This window comes from Flavobacterium plurextorum, assembly GCF_024638035.1.
In the GTDB taxonomy this organism is placed as follows: Bacteria; Bacteroidota; Bacteroidia; order Flavobacteriales; family Flavobacteriaceae; genus Flavobacterium; species Flavobacterium plurextorum.
In genome coordinates this window covers 854,734-868,239 of record NZ_CP100442.1, presented here as the reverse complement: position 1 = coordinate 868,239, position 13,506 = coordinate 854,734, and the positions used below count along the sequence as shown (strand labels likewise).

The 13,506-nt window shown below is 33.8% G+C and carries 12 protein-coding genes and 1 pseudogene; 8 read left to right on the top strand and 5 right to left on the bottom strand.

All coding sequences use genetic code 11. The features are described from left to right. Window positions 1-276: 276 nt before the first annotated feature. Entirely contained in the window at window positions 277-2,412 is a 2,136-nt protein-coding gene (gene metG / locus NLG42_RS04070) for a methionine--tRNA ligase (protein ID WP_257683065.1), read from the bottom strand. A 530-nt stretch (window positions 2,413-2,942) separates the two neighbouring features. Between metG and NLG42_RS04065 the strand changes: the two genes are divergently transcribed. Continuing rightward, window positions 2,943-3,170, top strand: coding sequence for a CDGSH iron-sulfur domain-containing protein (locus NLG42_RS04065; protein WP_257683064.1), 228 nt, complete (start codon window positions 2,943-2,945; stop codon window positions 3,168-3,170). A gap of 58 nt (window positions 3,171-3,228) precedes the next feature. Here the strand turns inward: NLG42_RS04065 and NLG42_RS04060 are convergent, their stop codons facing one another. From NLG42_RS04060 to NLG42_RS04045, 4 genes are all read right to left on the bottom strand, one after another. Then, a complete protein-coding gene (locus NLG42_RS04060) occupies window positions 3,229-4,131 on the bottom strand; it encodes a PhzF family phenazine biosynthesis protein (RefSeq protein ID WP_089057210.1) in 903 nt (300 codons plus the stop codon). Window positions 4,132-4,205: 74 nt separating this feature from the next. Beyond that, window positions 4,206-4,763 (bottom strand): YdeI/OmpD-associated family protein, encoded by a 558-nt coding sequence (locus tag NLG42_RS04055; RefSeq protein WP_257683063.1) that lies wholly within the window; start codon window positions 4,761-4,763, stop codon window positions 4,206-4,208. Next, a complete protein-coding gene (locus tag NLG42_RS04050; RefSeq protein ID WP_257683062.1) occupies window positions 4,760-5,275 on the bottom strand; it encodes a hypothetical protein in 516 nt (171 codons plus the stop codon). Before NLG42_RS04050 ends, NLG42_RS04055 begins: the two co-directional genes overlap by 4 nt. A gap of 11 nt (window positions 5,276-5,286) precedes the next feature. After that, entirely contained in the window at window positions 5,287-5,565 is a 279-nt protein-coding gene (locus NLG42_RS04045) for a hypothetical protein (RefSeq protein ID WP_089057207.1), read from the bottom strand. A gap of 204 nt (window positions 5,566-5,769) precedes the next feature. On the opposite strand from NLG42_RS04045, the gene NLG42_RS04040 reads away from it, so the two are divergent. The 7 genes and pseudogenes from NLG42_RS04040 to lgt all read left to right on the top strand — a co-directional run bounded on the left by NLG42_RS04040 (window position 5,770) and on the right by lgt (window position 13,451). Then, entirely contained in the window at window positions 5,770-5,940 is a 171-nt protein-coding gene (locus NLG42_RS04040; protein ID WP_199170219.1) for a hypothetical protein, read from the top strand. Window positions 5,941-5,995: 55 nt separating this feature from the next. Then, window positions 5,996-6,538 (top strand): DMP19 family protein, encoded by a 543-nt coding sequence (locus NLG42_RS04035; RefSeq protein ID WP_099717933.1) that lies wholly within the window; start codon window positions 5,996-5,998, stop codon window positions 6,536-6,538. A 402-nt stretch (window positions 6,539-6,940) separates the two neighbouring features. Further along, complete coding sequence (locus NLG42_RS04030) at window positions 6,941-8,485, top strand: patatin-like phospholipase family protein (protein ID WP_257683061.1); 1,545 nt, start codon at window positions 6,941-6,943, stop codon at window positions 8,483-8,485. 281 nt (window positions 8,486-8,766) lie between these two features. After that, window positions 8,767-9,663 carry a hypothetical protein gene (locus NLG42_RS04025; protein WP_257683060.1) on the top strand — a complete coding sequence of 299 codons (897 nt, stop codon included), beginning with the start codon at window positions 8,767-8,769 and terminating at the stop codon, window positions 9,661-9,663. Window positions 9,664-9,690: 27 nt separating this feature from the next. Continuing rightward, entirely contained in the window at window positions 9,691-11,100 is a 1,410-nt protein-coding gene (locus NLG42_RS04020; protein WP_257683059.1) for a tetratricopeptide repeat protein, read from the top strand. Window positions 11,101-11,250: 150 nt separating this feature from the next. Beyond that, a complete protein-coding gene (serS, locus tag NLG42_RS04015; protein WP_089057203.1) occupies window positions 11,251-12,522 on the top strand; it encodes a serine--tRNA ligase in 1,272 nt (423 codons plus the stop codon). 94 nt (window positions 12,523-12,616) lie between these two features. Continuing rightward, a pseudogene (lgt, locus tag NLG42_RS04010) lies at window positions 12,617-13,451 on the top strand (prolipoprotein diacylglyceryl transferase). Window positions 13,452-13,506 lie beyond the last annotated feature (55 nt).

Below are 13,506 nucleotides of genomic sequence, written 5' to 3'. Positions count from 1 at the left end.
CCATGACGAGGGTTTCGCTTATTGTTACTTTAAATAAGTTTATTATCGAAAGTCTTTCAAATATTTTGTCAGTACAAACGTACAAATATAAATTTGAAAGAAACAGAAAAATGTAAGAATTTTATTCTTTTTTAATTCTACTAATTTTGTCATTTCGAGGAACGAGAAATCTTCGCGAGAAGCTCGACAAAGATTGGATTCTCATTGCGGAGTTACTTGCGAAGATTTCTCGTTCCTCGAAATGACAAACGATATGCTTAGATGTGTAAAATCAGTTTAGTTTACCGTTTCGCCATTTGGAGCATCAGCATCTGGATTTACAAAAACCAGTTTTCCTTCGGCATTTGTTGTCATCAAGATCATTCCTTGACTTTCAACTCCGCGTAAAGCTCTTGGAGCAAGGTTTGCTAAAACAGAAACACGTTTACCAACGATTTCTTCTGGAGTAAAACTCTCGGCAATTCCTGAAACAATTGTACGAACATCAATTCCGGTATCAACTTTAAGAACTAAAAGTTTGTTTGCTTTTGGCATTTTTTCAGCCTCAAGAATAGTTCCGATACGGATATCCATTTTTGCAAAATCTTCAAACTGAATTAAATCTTTTTGAGGTTCAGGTTGTTTGCTTTCAGCAAGATTAGCCGTTTTTGTTGCTTCCAATTTGTCTATTTGTTTTTGTATTTCTTCGTCTTCAATTTTTGCGAAAAGCAATTCGGCTTCGCTAATTTTGTGTCCAGCCGGAATCAAATCTGAATTTTCAGTAATATCATTCCAACCTAATTTTTTATCAATAAAGATATCTTTTGCATCACGATTTTTCTCTTTCAAGAACTTGCTAAATCCTTCAAAATGTTCTTGAAGATCACCTAAATTCAAGATTTTAGATAATTTAGCAGCTGTAAAAGGTAAAAATGGTTCAGCCAAAACGCTCAACGCCGCAGCAATTTGAAGTGCTACATACATTTGAGTTTTTACACGCTCTGGATTGTCTTTCATTACTTTCCACGGCTCTTCGTCAGCAAGATATTTGTTTCCTAAACGAGCAACATTCATTAATTCGCCTAAAGCTTCACGGAATCTGTAGCGCTCAACCGAACTTGAAATTACAGCTGGATACGCTTTTAATTCTGCTAAAACAGCTTCGTCAACTTCACTAAATTCATTTGGCGTTGGAATAACACCTTCATAATATTTGTTGGTTAAAACCACAACACGATTAATGAAGTTTCCAAAAATAGCGACTAATTCGTTGTTATTTCTAGCTTGGAAATCTTTCCAAGTAAAATCGTTATCTTTTGTTTCTGGCGCGTTTGATGTTAATGCATAACGTAAAACATCCTGCTTATCTGGAAATTCTTCTAAATATTCATGTAACCAAACTGCCCAGTTTTTTGAAGTCGAAAGTTTGTTTCCTTCCAGGTTCAAAAACTCATTTGCAGGAACATTGTCTGGTAAAATGTAGCTTCCTTCAGCTTTTAACATCGCTGGGAAAATGATACAGTGAAAAACGATATTGTCTTTTCCGATAAAGTGAACCAATTTCGTTTCTTCATCTTTCCAATATGGTTCCCAATCTTTTCCTTCGCGAGCAGCCCATTCTTTTGTAGAAGAAATATAACCAATTGGCGCATCAAACCAAACGTATAATTTTTTTCCTTCGGCACCTTCAACAGGAACATCAATTCCCCAATCAAGGTCACGCGTTACCGCACGAGGTTCAAGTCCGCCGTCGATCCAAGATTTTACTTGTCCGTAAACGTTAGGTTTCCAGTCATTTTTATGACCTTCTAAAATCCATTTTGTCAAGAAATCAGAATATCTGTCTAAAGGTAAAAACCAGTGTTTTGTTTCTTTTAAAATTGGAGTTTCACCAGTAATTGTCGATTTTGGATTGATTAAATCAGTCGCGTTCAAAGTCGATCCGCATTTTTCGCACTGATCGCCGTAAGCTTCTGGATTGTCGCATTTAGGACAAGTTCCAACCACAAAACGGTCTGCTAAAAACTGATTTGCTTTTGCATCGTACAATTGCTCTGTAACTTCTTCAATAAAATCGCCTTTATCATACAAAGTTCTAAAGAATTCTGAAGCAGTATCATGATGTATTTTTGCAGAAGTTCTGGAATAATTATCAAATGAAATTCCGAAATCTGCAAACGATTTACGGATGATTCCGTCATATTTATCAATAACTTCTTGTGGCGTAACTCCTTCTTTTTTTGCTTTCATCGAAATTGCAACACCGTGTTCATCGCTTCCGCAGATAAACGCAACGTCTTTATTTTGCAAACGCAAGTATCTAGAATATATATCTGCAGGCACGTAAACCCCCGCCAAATGCCCAATATGTATTGGTCCATTAGTATAAGGCAACGCTGCTGTAATAGTATATCTCTTTGGATTTTGTATCATAACTCAATTTTATTGAGTGCAAAAATAAGCAATAGAATTGAGATTTTGTTAGTGCGTGGAGATTCGCACGCAATTTCACTGAGTTGCACGAAGAAAAAACGCAGAGATTCGCTGAGTTTTTTAATCTCGTAAAGGCGAAGAGGTGCAAAGTTTTTTAACCATTTTGTCAGGCTGAGCGAAGTCGAAGCCTGCGCTAGTTTCACACAATCTTGTCATTTCGACGAAGGAGAAATCTTCGGAAGTAACTCGACAAAGATTGGAGATTTTAGGAATGGTGTTTCTCGCGAAGATTTCTCCTTACGTCGAAATGACATAAAATGAAGTAAAACTTTGCGATTCTGCAACTTTGCGAGATTATTTCAGCGTAAATAAATATAAAATCTTTGAGAGCCTTCGACTTCGCTCGGTCTGACAATATTTGTGGTAAAACACCATTAAAATAGAACCAGTTTAAACTAGCATTGCCACTAAAATCTTCAAGATTTATTTCGCAATCTTTGCCTTCCGAAAAAAAACTAAAAAACAAGTTTATGAGCAAGACAAAATTAATCATCAATAAAAATGGATCAATCAAAATCGAAGGTGACTTTGAAATAATGGATTCAGAAGGAGCTGTTTACGGATTACAAGGAAGATCTGCACTTGGTCTTTGCCGTTGCGGATTATCTGCAAACAAACCATTTTGCGATGGTGGGCACAGAAATAATTTCGAACACGAATCTGTTGCATTCGATTTACCGCCAATGAAAATGAATTAAGATTTTTTCTAATTTGAATATAAAAAAAGCTGCATTTTATTGATGCAGCTTTTTTTGTTTATAGATAAAGCACGCCTTTCATTGTAATTATCGATGAACCGCCAACCAAAATATCATTTTCGCGATTCATGACTTCAATAATCGAAGGCTGATTTAATTTTACGCCTTGCAGGATTTTGTATTCGTGATTGAGTTTTGCTTGTTTCTTTTGAGTTAAAAATCCAATTAATGGGCCGGCGGCAGTTCCTGTTGCAGGATCTTCATAAATTCCGATTATTGGATTAAAAAATCTAGTCTCAGCAATATGTTCTTCATTTTGACCTTTTATGGTAAAACAATAAAAGCCTTCAGATTGGTATTCTTTCGAAATTTCGATCAATAGTTTAGGATCTGGAATACAATCGTTCAGGATTTGACTGTTTTTAATAGGAACCATAGTATGTGACACTTCGGTTTTAACGATTGTGGGAACAAAGTCGTTGCTGTCTAAATCTTCAATTTTTAAACCAAGTGCAACGGCTAATTTGTATGTTGGAATTTCCTGTCTTAGAACTGCCGATTTTTGATGCATTTGTACTACAGGATAAAAGCTTACAGGATCAAAACTTACGGTTAACGGAATTGCCGCGTGCTTCATGATTACAAAACGAGCGTTTTCTTCTTGGTCTTTAAATATTGGTATTCCTTTTAATAAAGCTCCGCAGACAGCTCCCAATAAATTATGTCCTGCGCCGTCAATTTCGATTCCGGTTGGAGTAAATGAACGCACATTTAATGCTTTTTGCGCTGGGGAATAATAAACAAATGAAGTTTCGGAATAGCCAAATTCTTTGGAGATGTTTTGATACGTTTCTAATTCTAAATTGCCGTCTGTAAAAACCACCGAAAGTGGATTTCCTTTATAACTTTCGTTCGAGAATACATCTAAAACATAATATTCTAATGCTTTTCTTCCTTCCATTCCTTTTTCTTTTTTAGCTTAAACTTTTTAGACGGAATAAAGTTAATGCTTAAAAAATATGAAAACAACAGCTTTTACAACATTCGCTTTTGTTCAGCACTTATTGCTATTGCTTTTTCTAATCTCGAAAGTCTGGTTTTTTCTTGTTTGGCGCTCATAATCCAGTGAATCATAACTTTTTTGTACGATGGCGCTTGATTTTCGAAAAAGTTCCAAGCTGGTTTATTGTCTTTAAATTGTTTTTCAAATTCAGGATCTAGAATTTCGGGTTCTTTTTCATAAGAGTAAATTCCAGATTTTGCATCCGATCTTAGTTCAAAAGCTTTTAATCCAGCTTCTCTCATAAGTCCCGCCTTTGTAAGTTCTTCGACTTTTTTAATGTTGATGGCGCTCCAATTGCTTGATTTTTTTCTTGGTGTAAATCTGTTCGAATAACTTTCTTCGTCAATTGATTTTCGAACACTGTCAATCCAGCCAAAACAAAGCGCCTGATCTACAGATTCTGACCAAGTCATAGATGGTTTTTTGGTGCTCATTTTATAGAAACCTACTATAAGTTCGGTTTCTTTATCATGATTTTTTTCTAACCATTCTCTGAATTTTTCTGGGGTTGGGAAGAAGATTGGTATCATTTTGTTTTCGTTTTTAAAGGCGGTGGTGGTGGCGGTAAAATAGCATTTAGATCTCCAAAGTCAATGACTTGTTTTGTTGTGCGAAATTTTAGATTTTTTTTAAATGTGCCCAAAGAATCAATAAAAGTATAAAGTTTTTCAGGAGCAACATGTCCATAAATAAAAATCGATTTTGTTTTTCCGTTAATTGAAATATTTATAAGAGAGGCTCCTCCATCGCATAAATTTTCTTGAGTATATTCAGATTTAAACTTTTTTAAGTTTAAACGTTGAAGTTGTTTTTTTAATTTTATTTTTTGATCATTTGCAATTACAGCGTAGAAATTTTCAGTTGGGCCTGGATATCGTCTTTGAAAAAATACGGTGTCACTATTAGTGAATTTAATAGAATTGTCTTCGTCCAAACCCGCAGAAGAAAGAACTAAACTATCAAATGTAAACGCATCTTCTACTTCTTTTTTGCATCCAAAGAAAATAAATAAGACTATGACCAGTAAAGTTGTTTTCTTCATAATCATTAAAATTACAAATTAGTAATAACTCTAATAATCCATAAAAGTACAATGAATAACAAAAAAGAGAATTGAACTTTATTTACTTTTTGGTTTCCAAATTTCTTAACTAAAAAACGATCTATCAATACAATTGCAAAAACAGGAATTAACCAAAACAAAATATAAATTCCCATTAATCCATCTGGGGCAGAACTTCCGTTTATCAGGATTACAGCGTAAATAATTCCAATAATAATAGAGAGAATTCCTGCGACATAGAATAAGGTTAGATTTTTTGGTAGGCTCATAGAATTGGCAGTTTCAAGATTTTGATAGGTGAATTATTAATTCTGTAATAAACTTACAAAAAAATATGGTTCGAATAAATACAGTTTTAATTAGGGTTGCTAATAAACAGCTCGACTTGTCGTTACAAAAAACGCCGAAAAATAGTATTGATTATATCATTATTTCGACGAAATTTGCAGAGCAAAACAGTAAGGATGTGAATCATGGCAAAAGGACCTGAAAAGAATACTAAAAACAAGGCTTTACATACCAAATTACTAAATCGTAAAAAGGCTAAACTTCAAGAAGAAAAAAAAGAACGCGCTTTACGATTGAAAGCTTTAGTTGCGAAAATGAATGAAACGAAGAAGAATGACGAATCTGATGCGGTCTAAAAACGCATTGTATTTCTTAAGTCTTTATTTTAAAATAATCTCAAAATAAAACAAAATGGAGGAATTCGGTAGAATTATAGTTTCTGAAACAGCAATGGAAAGTGAAAATCCGCAGGATATTATCAACTCTAATATTTCGGTAATCAACCTGATGCGCGAAGAAAAAGTAGATGACGATTTGATTCATGAAGATGCTTTGTTGAGTTATTATTTAGATTATTATGCGTCGCAGTATGCAGCCGGTAATTTTTCGCAGTTTGTCTATAATTCTGGTTGGAACAAAGAACTAAACGAATTGATTGAAGAAGGTTTGACTTTGATTGGTGCCGAAAAGCATTTGGAATTATTTCAAGCTCAAGCTAAAAGAGTCAAATTATTAAGCAGCGTAAAAATTGGTAAATTTCTTAAAGGAAAGTTCGAAGGTGTAAACCCAACAAGAGACTTGCTGAACAATAATACTTATTTTGAATTAGATGAAAACTTGGTAGAACTAAATGCCAATTTCCTAAAAAACCACCCTGATTTTGAAGTGCTTCCTGTAGATGAAATATTTGCAGTTTTGGAAGAGTTTGTTGGGCATGAAATAAAAAGAGCTTAGTCTTTTAGGTTCAAAGGTTCAGAGCAGCAAAGGTTCAAAGGTTTTGTGATTAGTTACTCTTTTTAAAACTGTTGTTTAAAAAGAGTAAGACCTCACTAAAAGTATTGCTTAACCAGTTGGTTTGTAATTGTCTGAAAAATAATCTAACACATAGGAACATAGATTTATATTTAAAAAAAAGGATACAAAAAGAAACATGTTTCTTTCGTATAGAACAGCTATATATATTTAGAAAAAGTGAAATGCTTAGTTTTCGATTGCAAAGCTATGCTTCTAAGTGTTGAAAGTAATTATACCCAACAGAGAAAACTTAACAAATCTTTACGCAGTCCTGTTATTATTTTGTGAAATAACTTTATTAATTTCGCTTTGAGTGTTTTACGGATTTTAAAAAGGCCCAAAATGAGAAATAAATACTGTCAAATTTTGCTGATTCTTTTTGTTCAAGCAGCAATTTCTCAAAACAAAATCAATCTTTTTTCTGAAATCAATTACAGCTCTATTCCTGCAGTTTCTTTAAATGATTATAAATCGGTTCAGGAAAGAGATTCCAATTTTCAGAATCCTAATATTGCACTTGGCATAAGTATTTCTGGAGGCGGTTCAAGAGCTCAGTTTTTTAGTATGGGCGTTCTTCTTGGACTTGAAGAAATTAGCGAGAACAATCTGCAGCGCAATTTTTTAAACGAAATCGACTATTATTCAACAGTTTCCGGCGGCTGCTTTTCGGCAGGATATTATTTAACGATTCTCAAAAATAAATTATATCAAGATAACTGCTCTTTCAACGAGTTTTATTTTTCAAAAGCAGATGCTTACAAAGACTATGTCGATAAATCGGCCAATATATTGTCGCTTTTAAACAACAGTCGGAACGAAAAAGGAGATCGAGTATCGATGACACAGCGCATTGATACCGATATTTTACAGTATGATGCTCTAAATCCTGACAACAAAGATAAATTTGGAAAACAAATGCTGCTGTCTGATTTCTTTATTCCAAAAGAGAGTAAAACAGTGCCTTTGATGCCAATGTTTATTGCAAACGGAACTGCCTTTAATAATGGAGAACGAATTCCGTTTATGCCGCATATCATTAAAGGATTAAAACTTAATGCATCGCTTGCGCCAAATAGAGCTGCGTTGCCATTAGACGAAAGCGAAATTAATGACGGATATAATTTTCCTGTAACGTATGGCATTACGGCAAGCTCTGCGTTTCCAGGCGTTTTGCCAAAGGTTAAATTTGGTGTTAAAGATCAAAGTAAAATATTGTGTATTATAGATGGCGGCGCCTCAGATAATATGGGATATAAAACTTTGGCCGAAGTACTTCACAGCGATACTAGAGTCAATGATAAAAATAAAAAAGCCGTTTTTATTGATTGTCTTGGTCAAGGAAAAAAGGAACCTTATATAAACGACACGAAAATTGGTCTTCTTTCGTTGTTTGAAACGGCTTCACTTTATACCGTTCAAACACGATATATAACTTTTGACAAAGATGTAGAAAGTACTTTTGAAAGATATAAAATTCCAGTTAAGAATTATCAGATAATTGGTTTTACTACGATTCGTGATCACTTGTTGAAAATGGAGAAAGATCAAGATTACAATGATTTAGTAGCAGAATTGAAAGGAACAAACGACGATTCCAGCAGTTGGATTAAGCTGTTTGCTAATTTTAAGGAAGATTTGGTCACTAGATTTGGTGAAAGTGTTTTTAAAAAAGATAGAGACGGCGAAATAATAGTCGCAACACTCGATAAAGATAAATTTCCAGAATTGACCGCAAGCGAAGTTTTACTGTTGTATGAATATGCTTCTCATGTTGAAACAAAATTGCGAATTACAGCGCAGGAAAGAGATATTTTGCTTTTATCAGGACGCTTTGCTGTGTTTCTGAAAACAAATGAATTGAGAGAATTGCTGGTAGAATATAAGTAAATTAATTTGTTGAGTGTAACCGCAAAAAAAAAACATAGATTTTGTGTCTAAAAAGGAAATAAAAAGAAGCGCATTTCTTTCGCATAGTGCGGCTAGGTATGTTTTAAAAAAGTGAAACGCTTAATTAATTTTTAGACTGTAAAATCTATGTTTTTATGTGTTGAAAGTAATTACAAGCAGTGGGTTAAATTAAGAACTTTCTTAAAAATGTGATTTTAATTAAAAAAGCGTAGGCAGAATATTTTATATTTGGAAGCCCCGAATTATTAAAATCAATAACAATGAGAATTAAACCCTACTTAATTCTCAGTGGAATTTTTCTGTTTTTATCTTCCTGCGGAAAGAAAGAGAAAGAGATTACTGAGGAAAATACCCCATCGCTGGCTCTGAAAGCAGAGACACCTAAACCAGTTGATAAACTGATTTTTAAGAATAGTGAATACATAATTTCTTCTGACGAATTAGATTTAAGTCTGCTCAAGAAAGTGGCTGAAAACTTGAAAATCGAATACAAAGCGGTCAAAATAGAAGATGTCAGTTCTATTAAATTCAATGACGAAATAACTTTTTTCGTCATTTGTATTATTAGAAAAGAAAGCAAATCAAAATCAAATAATGAAGATCGAGGTAATTATTACGAAAGAAAATATGTTTTCGTGAACAACAACGATGGGAAAATCCTGGCTGAAGAATCTGATGCTAATCTTGGTTATTATGAGAATGAAGATTTAAGAGTTGGTAAAACCTATATTCTGAAAAATTTATTGCAGCTGAATGAAAAAGATCAGGCAGTTGCTTTTAGTACAGCCGTATATTCCAACAGCAGAGTTGTAGTGTATTCTGAGGAAAAGCTTACTGTCGTGAGTTTCGACGGAAATAAAATGAAAAAGTTATTATACGAATATCCAATTAGGTCTGTAAATGGAGATTCAGACGGCAGCGGGACTTATCAACTTGAGACGCTGGAAACAGGTATTAGTATTTCTGACATTCAGTCAAATGGATTTTATGATTTATTGGTTTCAAAAATATTTTCGTATGAAGCGGCTGCCGAAGAAGATTTAGAAAATGATATTCAGAAAATGAATGATTTAAAAGTTAAAAAAGAATTTCAAAGGTTACGATACAATGGTGAAATCTACTCGTTTAAAAAAGACGATCAAAGCCGATTTTTATAATTTTACGCGTAAATAGAAACTGAAAAAATGCTAAAAAAAATACTTCTTGTTTTACTGATATTGCCTGTTTTCTTGTTGGCGCAAGAAAAACAAAAAGAAATATCGGATAATGTGACTCGTTATTTTTACGATGATCAAGTGGTGTCTATTGAAATTTGGTATGGAATCGATAAAAAACCAGACAGTTCTAAAACTTATTATTCGAGTGGCAAACTAAATGAAGTTTTCTATTTTGATAAAGAAGGCAAAAAAGATGGAGATTGCTATCAGCTCAACAAACAAGGTGAAAAACTCGTAACGTGGAACTTTGTGCATGGAAAACTAACAAGTCGAGTAGATCATAAACTGCCTTTTAATAAAGATCGAGAAGAAACTACCAAGAAGGCACTAAAAATGCTGACTGAAATTAATACAAAGACGAATTTTAATCCAACAAAAATTAATGATCTCTACAATCGCGGGGTTTTAAGAATCAGTCTTGGTAATGCAACACTGGCAATTGAGGATTTAAAAAGGGTTGAGTATGCGATTGACAAAGATCCAAAAAACAAGAATTTAGTTTTATCAGACTCAGCGCAAAAGAAAGCGGCTTCCTTTCGAAGTAAACTTTACGATCGTATTGCAAGTATATATGGATCACTAGAAATGGAAAGTTTCGCCTTTCACTATTATTATAAAGCAATCCAGAATGCGCCCAATGATTATCGCATTCTATATAATTTTGCAACATTGTTGCAGCAGAGAAAATCATATGATTTGGCACGTTATTATTTAGAGAAAATTATAGCCGCAAAACCAGATCATGCCCACGCGAGATGGGGACTTGCCAGATTGTACAGTGACATGGGCGAGTATGAAAAAGCAATGGACAATATCATGTTTGCTTTTGTGTCTGAAAAAGCCATTATCGAAAGAACAACGGGATATGGCGGACGTGATTTAAGAACAACTAGAGGTTTAATCTATCATAAACTTGGAGAATCGGATAAAGGAATTGCCGATTTGAAGATCGCTTTGGATATGGATAAAAACAATTCGTATGCTATGAAAAACCTCGGAATCATTTATCTTGATCAAAAAAAGTACGAAGAAGCCTGTGTCTTATTCACAAAAGCAAAAGAACTAAATTATACTTTGGCGTATGATGAATTTGATCTGGATATGCTTTTAGAAAGCGCCTGCAATAATATGCCGCCAAAAGAAGACGCAAAAAGCAAGCCCTTTGTTTTTCCAAATCCTGCCGTAACAACAATTACAATTGAGAATTTGAATTCTAAAAACTTTGATTTTGAGTTTTTTAACTTTGAATCCGTGTCGGTTTTAAAAGGAAAAACAAGTGACGGAACGATAAATGTTTCCGGATTACTTTCTGGATTTTACATTTTAAAAGTTACAGTTGGCAGTTCAGTACAAACTTTTAAAATGATAAAAGATTAAACTTTAAAAAGACTTTACAAACCTTTAGGGAAACCGCATATATATGTGCGAAATATTCCTTTCCTCAAAAACTTTGTCATAATCTTAGGAAACATTTGCTTAAATTTGCTTCCGTTATAAAAAATATACAATAGTTATAAAAAACAAGCTATGTTACAAATCGCATTTATTAGAGAAAATCAGGAGAAAGTAATCAAGGCTTTAGCAAAACGAAATATCGATGCTAAAAGCGTTGTTGAAGAGGTGGTGAAATTAGATGAAAATCGTCGTGCAGCGCAAGTTGAGCTAGACAATATTTTATCTGAATCTAATAAATTGTCCAAAGACATAGGCGAATTAATGAAAGCGGGAGAGAAATCTAAAGCCGCAATTTTAAAAGAAAAAACCGTTTCATTAAAAGAAAAAAGCAAAGAACTTGGCGAAAAAGCAGAAGCTTTGGCTGTTGAGCTGACTAATAAATTATACACGCTTCCAAATCTTCCAGCAGATATCGTTCCTGAAGGAAAAACTCCAGATGATAATTTGAATGTTTTTCAAGAAGGCGATATTCCAGTTTTGCATGAAGGTGCACAACCACACTGGGAATTGGTTAAGAAATATGATATCATCGATTTTGAATTGGGTGTAAAAATTACAGGAGCAGGTTTTCCTGTTTACAAAGGAAAAGGAGCTCGTTTACAGCGTGCTTTGATCAATTATTTTTTAGATAAAAATACAGCAGCAGGATATAACGAAGTTCAAGTACCACATTTGGTAAATGAAGCTTCAGGTTACGGAACTGGGCAATTGCCAGATAAAGAAGGACAGATGTATCATGCTGGAATTGATGATTTATATTTGATTCCAACAGCTGAGGTGCCAGTTACCAATTTATTCCGCGACGTTATTTTAAACGAAAGTGAATTGCCGGTTTTACACACCGCTTATACACCATGTTTCCGTCGTGAAGCAGGTTCATATGGAGCGCACGTACGTGGATTAAATCGTTTGCACCAATTTGATAAAGTTGAAATCGTTCGTGTTGAGCACCCAGATAATTCATACCAAGCGCTTGACGGAATGGTAGAGCACGTAAAGAATATTTTACAGGAATTGAAATTACCATACAGAATTTTACGTTTGTGCGGTGGTGATATGGGCTTCACATCAGCTTTAACCTATGATTTCGAAGTGTTCTCTACAGCGCAGGATCGCTGGTTAGAAATTAGTTCAGTTTCTAACTTCGAAACTTTTCAAGCAAACCGCTTAAAACTGCGTTTTAAAGACAAAGATGGTAAAAACCAATTGGCACACACATTAAACGGAAGTTCATTGGCTTTGCCTAGAGTTTTAGCAGGAATTATAGAAAATTATCAAACACCAGAAGGAATCGTAATTCCAGAAGTTTTACGCCCTTACTGTGGTTTTGACATCATAAATTAAAAATTTCGTACATTTAGGGTTAAACCTAACAGGTTTTTTTAAACTTGTTAGGTTTTCTTAATTGTAACAGTCAGCATAATTAAAATTGAAGAGGATGAATGGAGTGTTAAATTGGAATGTAGATCCTGTTATTTATTGGATAACAGATAGTTTTCCTTTAAAGTATTACGGAGCGCTTTTTGCCTGTGGTCTTTTATTGGGATATTATATCGTAAGGAATATTTATAAAAAAGAAAATCTTTCTGTAGAGAATCTGGATAGTCTGCTGGTTTATGTAATTGTTGGAACAATTTTGGGTGCAAGATTAGGGCATGTTTTTTTCTATGAGCCTGAATATTTTATGAAGCATCCAGTCGAGATTCTTTTGCCGATAAAAGAAACAGCAGGAGTTTATAAATTTGTTGGATATCAAGGTTTAGCAAGTCACGGAGGATCAATAGGTGTACTGATTGCATTGGTTTTATACTGTCGAAAATATCATGTAAAGTTTTTATGGCTTTTAGATAAAATGGCAGTTGGAGTTCCAGTAACAGGAGCATTTCCGTAGATTTGGGAATTTTATGAATTCTGAAATCTACGGAAAAGCTACTAACGGAAATTGGGGAGTTGTTTTTCAAAGAGATGATATGATTCCGAGACACCCAACACAATTGTATGAAGCATTTGCTTATCTATTGATTTTTGGTATTTTGTTTAAAATGTATAAATCAGAAACCATTAGAAATGCCAATGGATTGATTTTTGGCACCTTTTTAACTTTACTATTTTTAGCTAGATTTATAATTGAATTTTTTAAGGAAAATCAAGAAAGTTTCGAGAACGATATGCTCTTTAACATGGGACAATTATTGAGTATTCCTTTTATAATTATTGGCATAATTTTGATTGTTTTAAAATCAAGAAAAAAAAGCGATTACGCAGGAGTTTAATAATTACTGTGTTTGATTCTAAAACGGATAACTAAAAGCCGCAACTTAATAAGCT